Source organism: Nonomuraea sp. AD125B (assembly GCF_041402765.1).
GTDB lineage: Bacteria > Actinomycetota > Actinomycetes > Streptosporangiales > Streptosporangiaceae > Nonomuraea > Nonomuraea bangladeshensis.
The window spans coordinates 137770-152938 of record NZ_JBGLOU010000013.1 but is presented as its reverse complement, the minus strand read 5'-3'; the positions used below and the strand labels follow the sequence as shown (position 1 = coordinate 152938).

Below are 15169 nucleotides of genomic sequence, written 5' to 3'. Positions count from 1 at the left end.
CCCCTAAGAAAGGACCTTGTCCATGAACGACTCCGGTCTCGGGTCCTCACTCGCCTACCTGCTGAGCTGTGCGGAGCGGAGCGTCACCCGCGGTCTCGCCGCCGTGCTGGCCGGCGAGGACGTCACCGTCGAGCAGTGGCGCATCCTGCGGGCGCTGGCCGAGGGCCGCGGGCATTCCATGGGCGAGCTGGCCGAGGCCGTGCTGATGCCGCATCCGACGTTGACCAAGGCGGTGGACCGGCTCATCGACCGGGCGCTGGTCTACCGGGGGCCGTCGAAGGGCGACCGGCGGAGGGTGGCGGTGTTCGTCTCCGACCGGGGGGCCGAGCTGCTGGCCCGCACCGACGGCGCGGTGGCCGAGCACCACCGGCTCATCGCTGACGCCTTCGGCCACGAGCGGACCGAGCGGCTGATGCGCGACCTGGAGACCCTCACGGCCGCGCTCGACTACGCCGAGCTGCGCGTCTGACCCGCCCGATCACGACGGCCCGGCCGCCCGCCGAGGGCGGCCGGAGCCTTTCGAATGTCAGCTCACGGGTAGAGCCCGCGCATCTGGTGGGCCTCGGCCACCCGGCCGACGCCGATGACGTGCGCCGCCTGCCGCAGCGTGAGCCCGCGGGCCCCGGCGAGCGAGCGCACCTCGGCGAAGGCGTTCTCCATGAGGTCGCGCAGCTTGACCTCGACCTCGCCGGAGCTCCAGGAGTAGGCCTGCATGTTCTGCACCCACTCCAGGTAGGAGACGATCACCCCGCCGGCGTTGGCGAGGATGTCCGGCACGACGGTGGCGCCGTTGGCGTTCACGATCTCGTCGGCCTCGGGCGTGAGCGGGCCGTTGGCGCCCTCGACGATCAGGCGGGCGCGCACGCGGGGCGCGTTGGCCTCGGTGATCGCGCCTTCCAGCGCCGCCGGGACCAGCACGTCCACGTCGAGCTCCAGCAGGTCGTCGAGCGGCAGCTCGTCGGCGTGCGGGTAGCCGCGCACGGTCCCGTGCTCGGCCGCGAAGGCGCGCAGGCGGGAGACGTCGAGGCCGCCGCTCGCGTACACGGCGCCGCCGACATCCGAGACCGCGACGACCTTGCAGCCGGCGTCGGCGAGGTACTGGGCGGCGAGCGCGCCCACCTTGCCGAAGCCCTGCACGGCCACGCTCACGCCCTCGGGCGAGCGGCCGAGCGCGGCCAGCGTGGCGATCTGCACGCCGCGCGAGGTCGCGCCGGCGCGGCCGAGCGAGCCGCCCAGCGTCATCGGCTTGCCGGTGACCACCCCGGGCACGGAGTAGCCGGCGCTGACGCTGTAGGTGTCCATGATCCAGGCCATGGTCTGCTCGTCGGTGCCGACGTCGGGCGCCGGGATGTCCTTCTCCGGGCCGATCAGCGGCAGGATCTCGTTGACGTAGCGGCGGGTGAGCCGCTCCTGCTCGACCACGGTGAGCGTGGCCGGGTCCACGGCGACGCCGCCTTTGGCGCCGCCGTACGGGATGCCGACCAGCGCGCACTTCCAGGTCATCCACATCGCGAGCGCGGTCACCTCGTGGATGTCGGTGCCGGGATGAAAGCGGATGCCGCCCTTGGCGGGGCCGCGGGAGACGTTGTGCTGGACGCGGAAGCCCTGCACGACGTCGAGTCGTCCGTCCTCGCGCCGCACCGGGACCGAGACGGTCAGCGAGCGGCGCGGCGTCGCCAGCACCGTACGCAGCCCGTCGTCGAGCCCGAGGTGCTCGGCGGCCTGGTGGAGCTGGTGGAGGGCGGAGTCGAGGGCCTGTTGGCCCGGGGTGATCAGGGCCGGCGTCTTTGACGGCACCATGATGCTCATGGAAGAGTGTCCTCCTGGTATATACGCCCGTTTTGCGTAGAAAGCGCCATTGCTTTCCACTTAGGGCGAGGTTGTCACGATCATCCTAGGGCGGGGCGTTTCAGGTTGCCTAGCCGTTGGTAGAAATCCAAGCCGATGATCGAGATGCCGTGACCCTGCCACTCTGGCAGGCTGGGCCGCGACAATGTGCCGAAACATCGAAACGGAGGGTCGGATGCCCGCACTCGTGGTGGGGCCGATGCTCAGACACGTCGATTCCCATAGCGCCTCGATCTGGGTGGAGACCGCCGAACCCTGCACGGTCGCCATCGAGGCGGAGGGCAGGACTTACCGGTCGCCTACCTTCACCGTGCACGGACACCACTATGCGATCGTGGATCTCGTCGAGCTCACCCAGGATATCCCGTCGTATTCCGTCACCCTCGAGGGGGAGCGCGTATGGCCGCTGGCGGGTCGCCCGCCGAGCCGGATCCGGCTGATGCCCGAGAGCGGGGCCCGGCGGCTGGCGTTCGGCTCGTGCCGCACCAGCGTGCCGCACGACCCCGCCACCGTGCGCGTCCACGGCGAGGACGTGCTGCGCTCCTACGGCCGCCGGCTCTACGAGGCGCCCGACGAGGAGTGGCCCGACCTGCTGCTGCTCATCGGCGACCAGGTCTACGCCGACGCCCCCTCCCAGGACATCCTGGCCTTCATCCGGGCCCGCAGGGACACCGCGCCCCAGGACGAGATCGCCGACTTCGAGGAGTACGCCGAGCTCTACCGCCAGGCCTGGACCGAGCCCGACATCCAGTGGCTGCTGTCCACCGTCCCGACCGCGATGATCTTCGACGACCACGACCTGCGCGACGACTGGAACACCTCCCAGCCCTGGCGCGAGCAGATGGCCCGCACCACCTGGTGGCAGCGGCGGGTGGTCGCCGGGCTCGGGGCCTACTGGGTCTACCAGCACCTCGGCAACCTCTCGCCCGCCGAGCGGGCCGCCGACCCGCTCATGCGCACGCTGCTCGACCTCGGCGGCCGTGACGGCGCCGCCGAGCTCGACGCCTTCGCCGAGAAGGCCGACGCCGAGCCGAGCAGCAACCGCTGGAGCTACGCGCGCGACCTCGGCGACGCCCGGCTGATCATGGTCGACACCCGGTGCGCGAGGCAGCTCACGCCCGGCGACCGGCGCATGCTCGACCCCGACGAGTGGGCCTGGCTGGAGGAGCAGCTCGCCGCGCCGGCCGAGCGCCTGATCATCGGCTCGTCGATCCCGTTCCTGCTGCCCGAGGGCGTCCACGGCGTCCAGAACTGGAACGAGGCCCTCGCCGACGGCAAGTGGGGGTCGCGGGTGCGGGAGTGGTCGGAGCGGTTCAGGCAGGCGATCGACCTGGAGCACTGGGCGGCGTTCCGGCGCTCGTTCGAGGACCTCGCCAGGCTGCTGGTCAGGACCGGCAAGCCGGTGATGATCCTCTCCGGCGACGTCCACTACTCCTACCTCGCCAGGACCAACAGGGGGCAGATCTTCCAGATCGTCTGCTCGCCCATCCGCAACCCGCTCAGCCGCCTGCTGCGCTGGGCCAATGTGGTCACGCAGTTCTCGGTCGCCACACTGGTGGGCGGCCTGCTGGCCCGCCTGGCGGGTGTCCGTCGGCCGCCGTTCCGCTGGCGGATCACCAAGGGGCCGTTCTTCCAGAACGCCATCGCCGAGCTCGCCCTCCCCGACGAGGTGAGCTGGTACGAATCCCGCAACGACACCCTGCGCCGGATCGACTCGGTGCGGCTGCGCTGAGCCGCCGGCGCAGGGTGCGCCCGCTAGCCCTTGTTCCTGAACTCGTAGACGGCGTCGGCGAGCTGGTCCACCGCCCAGACCAGGTCGTCCTCGCTGATCACGATGGGCGGGGCCAGCCGGATCGTGGAGCCGTGCGTGTCCTTGGCCAGCACGCCCCGCTTCATCAGCGCCTTCGACACCTCGCGCCCGGTGGCGAGCTCGGGGTCGATGTCCACGCCGGCCCACAGGCCGCGCCCGCGCACCTCGACCACGCCCTTGCCGACCAGCTCGCGCAGCCGGGTGTGCAGCACCTCGCCGAGCTTGGCGGCCCTGGCCTGGAACTCACCGGTGGCGAGGATCTCGATGACGGCGTTGGCGACCGCGCAGGCGAGCGGGTTGCCGCCGAAGGTGGAGCCGTGCTGCCCCGGGTGGATCACGCCGAGCACGTCGCGGTTGGCGGCGATGGCCGACACAGGGACGACGCCGCCGCCGAGCGCCTTGCCCAGCACGTAGATGTCCGGCACGACCCCCTCGTGGTCGCAGGCGAACGTCTGGCCGGTGCGCCCGAGCCCCGACTGGATCTCGTCGGCGATCATCAGGACGCCCTCGGCGGTGCACAGGTCGCGCACGTCGCTCAGGTAGCCGTCCGGCGGCACCAGCACCCCGGCCTCGCCCTGGATGGGCTCGACCAGCACGGCCACGGTGTTCGCGTCCATCGCCGCCCTGATCGCCTCGACCGACCCGTACGGCACGATCCGGAAGCCCGGGGTGTACGGCCCGAAGCCGTCGTGCGCGTCGGGGTCGGTGGAGAAGCTGATGATCGTGGTGGTGCGGCCGTGGAAGTTGTTCTCCATCACGATGATGTTCGCCTGGTCGGGCTCGACGCCCTTGACGTCGTAACCCCACTTGCGGGCCACCTTGATGGCGGTCTCGACGGCCTCCGCGCCGGTGTTCATGGGCAGGATCAGGTCCTTGCCCGTGAGGTCGCCCAGCCCGGCGCAGAACTGCGCGAACTGGTCGTGGTAGAACGCCCGGCTGGTCAGGGTCAGCCGCTGGAGCTGCTCCTGGGCCGCCTCGATGATCTTCGGGTTGCGGTGGCCGAAATTCAGCGACGAATAGCCGGACAGGCAGTCCAGATATCGCTTGCCGTCCACGTCGGTGACCCAGGCCCCCTCGGCCTCGTGGACCACGACGGGAAGCGGGTGATAGTTGTGCGCGCTGCGGCGCTCGCTCAGCTCGATCAGCTCTGCGCTGCTGGTCATGTCAGTTTTCCCCCCTGATTTCCAGTGTGCAGCACTTCGGCCCGCCGCCCGCCTTGCGCAACTCCGACAGGTCGACCGGAATCACCTCGTACCCACGGCGCTTGAGCTCCAGCTGCAGCGTGGACGCCTCGGCGTTGATCACCACGTTCCTGCCGTCGCTGACCGCGTTGAGTCCCAGCACCTCGGCGTCCTCGGCCCCGGCGAGCACGGCGTCGGGGAACATCCGGCGCAGCACCTCCTGGCTGCCGGGCGAGAACGCCTGCGGGTAGTAGGCGACGTTGCGGCCGTCCAGCGGGAACAGCGCCGTGTCGAGGTGGTAGAAGCGCGGGTCCACCAGGGTCAGCGAGACGACCGGGCGGCCCAGGAACTCCTGCGCCTCCTTGTGGGCCACCACGTCGGTGCGGAACCCGGTGCCGGCCAGCACGACCTCGTCGAGCGTGAGGAAGTCGCCCTCGCCCTCGTTGACGTGCGCGGGCTCCAGCACCGGGTAGCCGCGCTCGGCGAACCACCGCAGGTAGGCAGGGCCCTCCGGGCCGCGCTGCGGGAAGGCGAAGCGGGCGCCGTAGACGCGGCCGCCGACGACCAGCGCGCCGTTGGCGGCGAAGACCATGTCGGGCAGGCCGTCGATCGGGTCGATGAGGTCGACCCGGTGCCCGAGCTCCTCGTAGGCCGCTTTCAGGCCCTCCCACTGGCGGACCGCGACGTCGCGGTCCGCGCCGGCCTCGGGATGCATCCACGGGTTGATGGCGTACTCGACCGTGAAGTAGTCCGGACGGCACATCAGGAAGTGTTTGGGCATGCGGCTTCTCCGTCGCACTTATGCGGGCACAGGGGGACGGACACAGCCTAGGAATCACATTTGCGCAGGCCAAGCGGGTGGCATTGCGTCGTCGCGCGGGTCTGTTGCGAGTTTCACCCGATCAGCCGCGTTTCGTTGCGCAGCACCCCGGAAGGGGCGTCCACCAGGCGCGACAGCACGATCGCGCTCTTGGTGCGGACCACGAACGTCTCCGCCGCGATGCGCTCGATCACCCGCTCCACGTGCCGCACGTCGGTGGCCCTGATGTGGAGTAAGGCGTCCGCCTCGCCGGTGATCGTGGCCGCCCCCACCACCTCGGGGAACTTGGCCACGGCCAGCGCGATGTCCGACGGCTTGGTCTTGCCCTGGCAGAACAGCTCGACGTACGCCTCGGTGGTCCAGCCCAGCGCCTCCGGCGCCACCCTGGCGCTGAACCCGGTGATCGCGCCGCTCTCGCGCAGCCGGTCGACCCGCCGCTTGACCGCCGAGGCGCTGAGGCCCACGAGCTGCCCCACCTCCGCGTAGGTCGCGCGGGCGTCGTCCACGAGCGCCGCGATGATGTCACGATCGAGCCGGTCCAGTTCCACGCGCCCTGTATACCGCCTGGCCAGGCTGGCGCGCGACGAGCGGCGCGCGGGAGACTGGTCCCTCGCGATCGATGACGAAGGGTTTCCGCCGTAATGAGCACCGCAGCCTTCCCCGAGGGCTTCGTCTGGGGAGTGTCCACCTCGGCCTACCAGATCGAGGGAGCGACGACGGCCGGCGGGCGCGGCCGGTCCATCTGGGAAACCTTCTCCGCCGACGGCGCCGAGGCGTGCGACCACTACCACCGCTACCGCGAAGACGTGCGGCTGATGAAGGACCTGGGCATCGCCGCGTACCGCTTCTCGGTGAGCTGGGCGCGGGTCTTCCCCGAAGGCTCGGGCAAGCCCAACGACGCCGGGCTCGACTTCTACGACCGGCTTCTGGACGCGCTGCTGGAGGCGGGGATCACCCCGTACGCCACCCTCTACCACTGGGACCTGCCGCAGGCGCTGGAGGACGCGGGCGGCTGGCCGGAGCGCGAGACCGCACACCGCTTCGCCGACTATGCGGCGACCGTCGCCGCGCGGCTGGGGGACCGCGTGGACACCTGGTTCACCGTCAACGAGCCCTGGGTCGCGGCCTTCCTCGGCTACGGCTCCGGCATCCACGCCCCCGGCCGCACCTCGCCCGCCGACGCCTTCCGCGCCGCCCACCACCTGCTGCTCGCGCACGGACTCGGCGTCCAGGCCCTGCGCGCGGCCGGCGCGGCGAAGGTCGGCGGCGTGCTCAACATCTCGCCGGTGCTGACCCCCGGCCAGGTCGGCGACCCCGGCCGGCCGCTGTCGGAGGAGGACGCCGAGGCGGTGGGCCGCATCGACGCCCTGGTCAACCGGCAGTTCCTGGACCCCATGCTGCGCGGCTCCTATCCCGCCGAGCTGCTGCCCATCGTCGAGCGCACGGCCGGGCTCGACCATGTGCGCGACGGCGACCTGGAGCTCATCGGCCGGCCGATCGACCTGCTCGGCGTCAACTACTACACCCCGCTCGTGGTGCAGGCCCAGCCCAGCGAGCCCGCCGACCCCACCTACCCGGGCAGCGAGGGCGTGCTGTTCTGCACCGTTCCCACGGCGGTCACCGCCATGGGCTGGCCCATCGTCCCCGGCTGCCTGTCACTCGTGCTGCGCCGCCTCGCCGCCGAGTTCCCCGGCACCGAGTTGATGGTCACCGAGAACGGCGCCGACTTCGTGGACGTCGTCACCGGCGACGGCATCCACGACGTCGAGCGCATCAGCTTCATCGAGGAGCACCTGCGCGCCGTGCGCGCGGCCGTCCAGGAGGGCGTGCCGGTCCGCGGCTACCTCGTCTGGACGCTGCTGGACAACCTCGAATGGGCCGACGGCTACCGGCGCAAGTTCGGCCTCGTGCACGTCGACTTCGCCACCCAGCGGCGGCGGATGAAGGACAGCGCGCTCTGGTACCGCGACGTCATCCGGCGTAACGGCCTGCTGGAGTCGCGCCCGAAGCGGCCCACCCTGGAGACCGTGGCCGCCCGCGCCGGCGTCTCCCGCGCCACCGTCTCCCGGGTGGTCAACGGCGAGGCGTCCGTCCGCCCCGAGGTCCGCGAGACGGTGCTGCTGGCGATCAAGGAGCTCGGGTACGTCCCCAACGCCGCCGCCCGCAGCCTCGTCACCCGCAGCACGAACTCCGTCGCGCTGGTGCTGTCCGTGCCGCGCCAGGGCGGCGACCAGCTCACCGCCGCCGTCGTCCAGTACGTCACCAGCGTCCTGGAAGGCGCCGGCAAGCAGATCACGCTCATGCTGGCCGACACCGCCGAGAGCCACCGGCGCATCGTCCAGCACGTCGAGGCCCGGCTGGTGGACGGCGTCGTGCTGCTGCCGCCCGACCGCGGCGACACCCTGGCCGAGCGGCTCTCGCGCACCGGGGTGCCGGTCGTGCTGCTGGGCAAGCCCGCGATCGCCTCGCTGGTGCCGTACGTGGACGTCGACAACGCGGGCGGCGCCGCGGCCGCCACCGAGCACCTGCTGGCCGGCGGCCGGAGCCGAATCGGCATGATCACCGGCCCCCTGGAGCTGGTCGCCATGCAGGACCGCCTGGCCGGTCACCGCGACGCGATGCGCCGGGCCGGCCGGCAGCCGCTGCTCGCGCCCGCCGAGCTCACCCGCTCCTCCGGGGCGGCCGCCACCCGCCGGCTCCTCGGCGACGAGCCCGCGCTCGACGCGGTCTTCGCCGCCACCGACCAGCTCGCGCTCGGAGCGCTGCAGGCGGCGCGGGAGGCCGGGCGGCGGGTGCCCGAGGACCTGGCGGTCGTGGGCTTCGACGACGTGGACGCCGCCTCGGCGGTCGTCCCCGGGCTCACCACGGTCAGGGTGCCGGTGGCCGAGCAGGCGCTGGCGCTGGCCCGGCTGCTGCTGTCGCGGCTGGAGGGCCGCCACACCGAGTCGGTGGCGCTGCCGGTCCGGCTGGTCGTGCGGGAGTCCGCCTAGTCGGGCCGCTCGTCGAGGGTCTGGAACAGGCGGGGGAAGACCTTGGAGACCTTCGCCAGCAGATACTCCCCGTAGGTGCCGGTGAAGTCCACCTGGCCGTCCCAGCGGTGGCCGGGGGCGTAGGGGAGCGGCGGCACCTCGCTGTCCCAGCCGGGGTCGAAGAAGAACGGGAAGCTGAGCCGCTCGTTCCCGCTGAGGTTGCGCACCCGGTGCGGGGTCGAGCGGTAGTGGCCGCCGGTCAGCTTGTCGAGCATGTCGCCGATGTTGCACACGAACGTGCCCTCCAGCGGCGGCGCGTCGATCCAGCCGTCCCGGGTGCGGACCTGGAGGCCGCCGTTGGCGTCCTGGAGGAGCAGCGTGAGCAGGCCGTAGTCGGTGTGCTCGCCGACGCCCCAGCTCTCCGGGTCCGGCGGGGCGGGCGGGTAGTGGAAGACGCGGAACAGGATCGTCGGGTCCGCGGTATAGCCGGTGCGGAAGTAGTCCTCAGCCAGCCCCAGGCTGAGCGCGACGCCGGACATCACCGTCTGCGCCACTTCGGTCATCCGGTCCAGGTAGGCCAGCACCGCCTCGCGCAGCTCCGGCACCTGCGCGGGGAACAGGTTGGGGCCGTGCAGCGGCAGCGGGCCCGGCGGCTCCTCCGCGCCGAAGTAGACGCCCTCCTTGAGGTCGGGCCGGCCCGAGGTCAGCTCGCCGCCGACGGGGAAGAAGCCCCGCCAGGCCCGGCCGCCCCGGTCCATCGCGATCTCGTTCTTGACCGGCTCGGGCAGCGCGAAGAAGCGGCGGGCGGCGGCGTCCAGGTCGGCGATCAGCCCGGCCGGCACGCCGTGGCCGGCGACGTAGAAGAAGCCGTTGTCCCGGCAGGCGGCCCCGATGGCGGCGGCGACGGCGGCCTTGCCCGCCTCGTCCTCCCCGAAGAGGGGCGCGATGTCGATGACCGGCAGTTCGCTCATCGCCCCATTGTTGCCCAGATGGACGGATGCCGCGCCCGCGCGGGCCCCCCTGCGCGGGCGCGGCCGCCGGTCAGGAGGTGGAGAAGGTGAACCAGTTGACGTTGACGAAGTCGGCGGGCTGGCCGCTGCTGAAGGTCAGGTAGACGGTGTGCGTGCCGGTCACCCCGGAGATGTTGGCCGGGATGGTGCGCCAGCTCTGCCAGCCGCCGGTGTTCGCGAGCGCGAAGTCGCCGATGGGGGTGGCCGTGGGGCTGTCGAGGCGTACCTGCACCAGGCCGCTGACCCCGGCCGCCGCGCCCGACGCCACCCTGGCCTTGAACTGGGTGGCCGCCGTGGAGCCGAAGTTCACGCCGTCGTAGCGGAGCCAGTCGCCGTTGCCGATCGCGCCGACGTTCTGGCCGCCGCCGCTGTCGGTGGTGGTCTCGACGATCGTGCCCGACTGGGCCTGGTAGCGCTCGGCCTGGATGGTGGAGCGGGCGTCCACGCCGCCCGGTGAGGTCGGGGTGATGGTCGGGTCCGGCGTGCTGCCGGTGCCGCTCTGCCACACGGCCACGTAGTCCACGACCATGGGACGGCCGGGCACGGTCGCCGCGGTCGGGGTCTGGCCGCCGAGCGCGTTCGGGAACGCGCCGCCCATGGCCACGTTCAGCAGCAGGAAGTAGCCGGCGTGGCCGGTCATGTTGGCCCAGGTCGTGGCGTCGAACTGGGACTGGTTGACGCCGTGGAACTGCTGGCCGTCCACGTACCAGCGCAGCTGGTTGGGGCTCACGCTGCGGTCCCACTCGAAGCGGAAGGTGTGGAAGGCCGACTGGCAGGTGGAGCCGGGGCAGGCGCGGCTGGCGCCGAGGCCGGTGGTCTCGTTGCACGGTCCGCCCGGGTTGACGCCGCAGTGCAGGACGCCCCAGACGGAGTTGATGCCGTTGACGTTCTCCATGATGTCGAACTCGCCGATGGCCGGCCAGTTCCAGTAGTTGCCCCGGTAGGGCGCGCCGAGCGCCCAGAACGCCGGCCAGTAGCCGAGGGCGGCCTCGCCGGTGACGTTCGGCATCTGGAGGCGGGACTCGATGCGCAGGATGCGGCCGTCGGCGGGCTTGAAGTCGGCCCGCCGGGTCTCGATGCGGGCCGAGGTCCACTCGCCCGAGCTGCTGCGGAGGGGTGTGATGCGCAGGTTGCCCGAGCCGTCGAGGCTGAGGTTGGAGGTGCTGGAGGTGTAGTTCTGGATCTCGCCGGTGCCCCAGTTGGCCGGGCCGCCGGGGTAGGCGTGGCCGGTGTCGATGATCCAGTTGCTGGAGGACGGGAGGGTGCCCGCGGAGCCGTTGAAGTCGTCGGACCAGACGAGCGACCAGCCCGAGGGGGTGGCCGGAACGGCGGCGGAGGCGCTGACCGCGGCGTTGACCAGGAGACCGGTGAGCGCGACCAGCGCGGTGAGCACCGTGGCCACGGGCGCCAGACGGCGTCGTGGCCTGCTTGCTGAGGTTGTCATGGCGCGTCTCTCCTAGGGGGTGCGGGGAGGCGGGAAAGCCAGAGAGCGCTCTCTGGGATGATCTGAGCACACGGCTCACTTCCCGTCAAGCAATCGGTGAGAGCGCTCTCCGCTTCGGGGTCCGGACCGACGACAGGAGTCAGGCCTTCTCGGCCTCGCCGGTGGCCTGCTCCATGGCCTCCTCGGGGGACGCCTCCAGGTCCTGCTCGGCGTCGGCCCCCGCCTGCGCGCTCGCCTTGTCGAGACGCACCCAGCTCGTCACGCTCTCGACCGCGAACAGCACGAACAGGTAGGCCGTCAGCACCGCCAGCACGGGCGTCAGGAAACCGGCCGCCGCGCCCACGCCGATGATGAGCAGCCGCAGCTCCCAGCCGAGCCCCGCCCGGAACACCCAGGCGGGCGGCCAGATGCTCTGCCGCGTCCGGTAGACGGTGTCGTAGGTGTGGTAGCCCACCACGTACACCAGCACGAACAGCAGCCACTTCGGCGCGTCGGCGGCCAGGCCGATCGCGATCGTGGCCAGGAACTCGGTGCCGCGCAGCAGCGGCGGCGTCAGCCAGTCGAGCCGGCCCAGGTGGTCGCGCGGCGCCGTCGGCAGGATGAGCAGCAGGGCGATGGCGACGGGCACGAGCAGCATGGGGCCGGACTCCGGCAGCCCGGCGACCGTGACCCCGGCCACGGCGAGCAGCGCGACGAGCGCGGCCGGCACGGGCGGCAGGCCCCGCCCCAGCCGGGGCGCCAGCGCCTGGACGAGCGGGCCGTCGTCGCGGTAGGCGAGCAGGCGGGCGGTCTGGATGCGCCGGCGCTCCTCGTCGGGGTCCGGCGTGGGGGTGGCCATGGCCTGCGGTTGGGTGATCATACGAGCGACCTCATGAGGCGTCCGGTGAGGGAGTAGGCGGCGGCGACGGAGCCCCAGATCACCAGCGTCAGGAAGGTGATCCGGGCGTCGAAGAGGGCGGCGGTGATCGCGATGGCCGCGAACCGCTCACCGATGGGGAAAACGATCATCTTGCGCGCCCAGTGGACGGCCCGGAACCTGCCGGCCCTGGTCCACATCTTGAGCACGCCCCGCAGGCCCTGGCTGCGCTCTTCCCGGCGGCGCGACAGCGCGGCCCGCAGCTCGCGGTCGTCGGGGGCGTCGAGCGCCAGCGTGGGCAGCTTCGCGGGCGGCTTGCGGCGGTTGGCCGCGCCGAAGGAGAAGTCGAGCAGGTGGCGAATGGACTGCAGGCCCAGCGCGGCCAGCGCGAGGATCCAGATGTCCTCGCCGTTGCCCGCGATCACGTAGCCGAGGGCGAGGCCGGCGAAGACCACGTATTCCTTGAACCGGTCGAACGTGGCGTCCAGCCAGGCGCCGAGGACGCCGAACTTGCGGGCGTACCGGGCTACCTGGCCGTCGACGCAGTCGAAGACGAACGCGAAGTAGATCAGCACCCCGCCCAGCACCATCCACGGCCGGTCGCCCGTCGCGAAGCAGGCGGCCGCGGCCACGCCCAGCGCGATCGAGATCAGCGTGACCTGGTTGGGCGTCAGCCCCCGCCGGGCCGCCCAGCGGGCGATGAAGCGGGAGTAGGTGGAGACGAAGTAGGTGGTGAAGAAGCCGTCGGCGCCCTTGACCGCGTTGTTGAGCCGGGCGCGGTCCTCGTCCATGGCGGCCATCTCGGGGCCGGCCTCGTTGACCTCCTCCTGGGTGGTGACCCGGCGGTAGAAGAGGTCGCGGCGGCCCCTGATGCCGACCGACACGCCGTTGCGCACCAGGCCGAACACGACGAGCTGCACCAGGTCGTCGTCGGGGCCGAAGGTGTGGGCCATGGCGGCGAGCTCGCGGCAGGTCTCCGCGAGCACCGGCGCGTTGCGCGCGCTGACGTGCAGCGGGCCGAGCAGCGCGCCGTTGGGGCGGGTCACGGCGTGGGTCGCGGTGCCGACCGAGACCACCCGTGACTTGCCGATGCGGGCGCGCACCGGCAGCCCTTCCAGCCGGTTGAGGCCGATCTCGGGATCGGCCTCGTCGATGGGGACGAGCTCGGACTCGGCCTCGGCGGGGTCCTCCGGAGCCTCCTCGTCCGTGCTGCCCGCTCGCGGCTCCTTGGCGACGAGCGCCAGCGCACCGCGCTTGGTCTTGGTGATCTGGTAGATCAGCTCGTCGTGGGTGACCGAGTTCTCGGGGATGATGAGCAGGCTCTCCGTCGCCGACTCGGCGACCTCCGCCAGCGCGCGCAGGGCGGCGGCCACGTCGCCGGCGGCGATGGTGGCGGGCCTCGGGTCGTAAGAAGCCAACTGGCCGCGCAGCCGCTCGGCCACGGTGGGATTGCCGGGCAGCGCGGCCAGCCTCAGGCCGGTCGGAGAGGTGTCGGGGCCGGGCGAGGCGCCCAGCAGGACCACGCGGGTCATGACTCCCTTTCGAGGCGGTAGCGGGGGGTTGAACAACGGGTAATGCGGGGACAGGCGTCAAAGTCTAGTGAGAGTCACGCAAAGTCGCGTCATCCGAGCATGCCCGTAACGCCGGACTCCTCGGCACACAAGGCGGCCGTAAGATGTCGGAGTGAGTCTCTATCGTGACGAAGGCGTGGTTCTGCGTACGCAGAAGCTCGGCGAGGCCGACCGCATCGTCACGGTCCTGGCCAAGCGCACCGGCAAGATCCGCGCCGTCGCCAAGGGCGTGCGCAGGACCACCTCGCGCTTCGGGGCCAGGCTGGAGCCGTTCACCCACGTCGACCTGCAGCTCCACACCGGCCGCACGCTCGACGTCGTCACCCAGGCCGAGACGCTCAGGCCCTACGGCGAGGCGCTGGCCGCCGACTATCCGCGCTACACCGCGGGCAGCGCCATGCTGGAGACCGCCGACCGGCTGACGCACGGGGAGAAGGAGCCGGCGCTGCGGCAGTTCCTGCTGCTCGTGGGCGGGCTCCGCACGCTCGCCGAGCGCACCCACGAGCCCCGGCTGGTGCTCGACGCCTACTTCCTGCGCTCGCTGGCGGTCGCCGGCTACGCGCCCGCCCTGGAGGCGTGCGCCCGCTGCCAGACCCCGGCGATCAGGGCGTTCGCCATCGTCGCGGGTGGCGTGGTGTGCGGGTCGTGCCGCCCGCCCGGGGCGGCGGTCCCCGCCGGGGAGACGATCGGGCTCATGGCGGCGCTGCTGCGCGGCGACTGGGTCACCGCCGACGCCTCCGACTCGCGCCACCGCAACGAATGCAGCGGGCTGGTCGCCGCATACCTGCAATGGCACCTCGAACACGGAATACGCTCTCTCCGACACGTCGAAAGGGAGCCAGTGTGAACGTCCGTCCTCCGACCCCTCATCCGTCCGGCGCCACGCCGCCGCCGATCCCGCGAGAGCTGGTGCCCCGGCACGTGGCCATCGTCATGGACGGCAACGGCCGCTGGGCCAAGGCACGCGGCCTGCCGCGCACCGAGGGGCACAAGGCGGGCGAGTCCTCCCTGTTCGACGTCATCGAGGGCGCGCTTGAGCTGGGCATCCCCTACCTCAGCGCCTACGCCTTCTCCACGGAGAACTGGAAGCGCTCGCCCGACGAGGTCCGCTTCCTCATGGGCTTCAACCGCGACGTGATCAGGCGGCGGCGCGACGAGCTCAACGCCATGGGCGTGCGCGTGCGCTGGGCGGGCCGGCCCGGCCGGCTCTGGAAGAGCGTGATCTCCGAGCTGCAGACCGCCGAGGAGATGACGGTCGGCAACCGCAAGCTCACATTGCAGTTCTGCGTCAATTACGGCGGGCAGGCCGAAATCGTCGAGGCGGCGCTCAAACTCGCCCAGGACATCGCGGCCGGCCGCGTCAAACCCGGCAAGGTGGACGAGAAGGTCTTCGCCCGTTACCTCGACGAGCCGGAGATCCCCGAGGTCGACCTGTTCGTGCGCTCGTCGGGAGAGCAGCGCTTCTCGAACTTCCTGCTGTGGCAGTCGGCCTACGCCGAGATGGTCTTCCTCGACCGGCTCTGGCCCGACTTCGACCGGCGCGACCTGTGGGAGGCGTGCGAGATCTACGCCAAGCGCGACCGCCGCTACGGCGGCGCCCTCCCCAACAAGGTCTGACCGCCGCGTACGGCCCCGGCGTGGTGGCGCGGGGCCGTACGCG

At 71.8% G+C, this 15169-nt stretch carries 13 protein-coding genes; 5 read left to right on the top strand and 8 right to left on the bottom strand.

Annotated features, from left to right (window positions below):
- The first annotated feature begins 22 nt into the window (after nt 1–22).
- The gene (locus ACBR40_RS31525; RefSeq protein ID WP_091083688.1) at nt 23–469 is read left to right on the top strand and encodes a MarR family winged helix-turn-helix transcriptional regulator; all 447 of its coding nucleotides are present in this window, start codon (nt 23–25) and stop codon (nt 467–469) included.
- A gap of 62 nt (nt 470–531) precedes the next feature.
- Here ACBR40_RS31525 and ACBR40_RS31520 read toward each other — a convergent pair whose 3' ends face one another.
- Nucleotides 532–1809 (bottom strand): Glu/Leu/Phe/Val dehydrogenase, encoded by a 1278-nt coding sequence (locus ACBR40_RS31520; RefSeq protein ID WP_371251103.1) that lies wholly within the window; start codon nt 1807–1809, stop codon nt 532–534.
- Nucleotides 1810–2023: 214 nt separating this feature from the next.
- Between ACBR40_RS31520 and ACBR40_RS31515 the strand changes: the two genes are divergently transcribed.
- Nucleotides 2024–3580: an alkaline phosphatase D family protein gene (locus ACBR40_RS31515; protein WP_371251102.1), complete on the top strand. Its 1557-nt coding sequence runs from the start codon at nt 2024–2026 to the stop codon at nt 3578–3580.
- Nucleotides 3581–3603: 23 nt separating this feature from the next.
- Here the strand turns inward: ACBR40_RS31515 and rocD are convergent, their stop codons facing one another.
- From rocD to ACBR40_RS31500, 3 genes are all read right to left on the bottom strand, one after another.
- Nucleotides 3604–4821, bottom strand: coding sequence for an ornithine--oxo-acid transaminase (gene rocD / locus ACBR40_RS31510; protein ID WP_371251101.1), 1218 nt, complete (start codon nt 4819–4821; stop codon nt 3604–3606).
- Between the two features lies 1 nt (nt 4822).
- Nucleotides 4823–5620, bottom strand: coding sequence for a dimethylargininase (gene ddaH / locus ACBR40_RS31505; RefSeq protein ID WP_344204796.1), 798 nt, complete (start codon nt 5618–5620; stop codon nt 4823–4825).
- 113 nt (nt 5621–5733) lie between these two features.
- Entirely contained in the window at nt 5734–6207 is a 474-nt protein-coding gene (locus tag ACBR40_RS31500) for an Lrp/AsnC family transcriptional regulator (protein ID WP_329582728.1), read from the bottom strand.
- Between the two features lie 93 nt (nt 6208–6300).
- Between ACBR40_RS31500 and ACBR40_RS31495 the strand changes: the two genes are divergently transcribed.
- The gene (locus ACBR40_RS31495) at nt 6301–8649 is read left to right on the top strand and encodes a GH1 family beta-glucosidase (RefSeq protein WP_371251100.1); all 2349 of its coding nucleotides are present in this window, start codon (nt 6301–6303) and stop codon (nt 8647–8649) included.
- Here the strand turns inward: ACBR40_RS31495 and ACBR40_RS31490 are convergent.
- From ACBR40_RS31490 to ACBR40_RS31475, 4 genes are all read right to left on the bottom strand, one after another.
- A complete protein-coding gene (locus ACBR40_RS31490) occupies nt 8646–9599 on the bottom strand; it encodes an isopenicillin N synthase family dioxygenase (RefSeq protein ID WP_371251099.1) in 954 nt (317 codons plus the stop codon). The two genes, ACBR40_RS31495 and ACBR40_RS31490, sit on opposite strands and share 4 nt — an antisense overlap.
- 70 nt (nt 9600–9669) lie before the next feature.
- Nucleotides 9670–11082 (bottom strand): glycoside hydrolase family 16 protein, encoded by a 1413-nt coding sequence (locus ACBR40_RS31485; RefSeq protein WP_371251098.1) that lies wholly within the window; start codon nt 11080–11082, stop codon nt 9670–9672.
- Nucleotides 11083–11221: 139 nt separating this feature from the next.
- Nucleotides 11222–11941, bottom strand: a complete 720-nt coding sequence (locus tag ACBR40_RS31480; RefSeq protein WP_329582716.1) for a DUF5941 domain-containing protein — start codon at nt 11939–11941, stop codon at nt 11222–11224.
- Nucleotides 11938–13470: a CDP-alcohol phosphatidyltransferase family protein gene (locus ACBR40_RS31475; protein ID WP_344204790.1), complete on the bottom strand. Its 1533-nt coding sequence runs from the start codon at nt 13468–13470 to the stop codon at nt 11938–11940. The genes ACBR40_RS31480 and ACBR40_RS31475 overlap by 4 nt, the downstream gene beginning before the upstream one ends.
- Before the next feature lie 151 nt (nt 13471–13621).
- Between ACBR40_RS31475 and recO the strand changes: the two genes are divergently transcribed.
- Nucleotides 13622–14356: a DNA repair protein RecO gene (recO, locus tag ACBR40_RS31470; protein WP_344204789.1), complete on the top strand. Its 735-nt coding sequence runs from the start codon at nt 13622–13624 to the stop codon at nt 14354–14356.
- On the top strand, nt 14353–15126 hold the full coding sequence (locus tag ACBR40_RS31465; RefSeq protein ID WP_371251097.1) for an isoprenyl transferase: 774 nt from the start codon (nt 14353–14355) through the stop codon (nt 15124–15126). The genes recO and ACBR40_RS31465 overlap by 4 nt, the downstream gene beginning before the upstream one ends.
- Nucleotides 15127–15169: the final 43 nt, after the last annotated feature.

Coding starts and splice junctions, on each gene's coding strand:
- ACBR40_RS31525 (WP_091083688.1), top strand. CDS start 23: ATGAACGACTCCGGTCTCGGGTCCTCACTCGCCTACCTGCTGAGCTGT.
- ACBR40_RS31520 (WP_371251103.1), bottom strand. CDS start 1,809: ATGAGCATCATGGTGCCGTCAAAGACGCCGGCCCTGATCACCCCGGGC.
- ACBR40_RS31515 (WP_371251102.1), top strand. CDS start 2,024: ATGCCCGCACTCGTGGTGGGGCCGATGCTCAGACACGTCGATTCCCAT.
- rocD (WP_371251101.1), bottom strand. CDS start 4,821: ATGACCAGCAGCGCAGAGCTGATCGAGCTGAGCGAGCGCCGCAGCGCG.
- ddaH (WP_344204796.1), bottom strand. CDS start 5,620: ATGCCCAAACACTTCCTGATGTGCCGTCCGGACTACTTCACGGTCGAG.
- ACBR40_RS31495 (WP_371251100.1), top strand. CDS start 6,301: ATGAGCACCGCAGCCTTCCCCGAGGGCTTCGTCTGGGGAGTGTCCACC.
- ACBR40_RS31490 (WP_371251099.1), bottom strand. CDS start 9,599: ATGAGCGAACTGCCGGTCATCGACATCGCGCCCCTCTTCGGGGAGGAC.
- ACBR40_RS31485 (WP_371251098.1), bottom strand. CDS start 11,082: ATGACAACCTCAGCAAGCAGGCCACGACGCCGTCTGGCGCCCGTGGCC.
- ACBR40_RS31480 (WP_329582716.1), bottom strand. CDS start 11,941: ATGATCACCCAACCGCAGGCCATGGCCACCCCCACGCCGGACCCCGAC.
- ACBR40_RS31475 (WP_344204790.1), bottom strand. CDS start 13,470: ATGACCCGCGTGGTCCTGCTGGGCGCCTCGCCCGGCCCCGACACCTCT.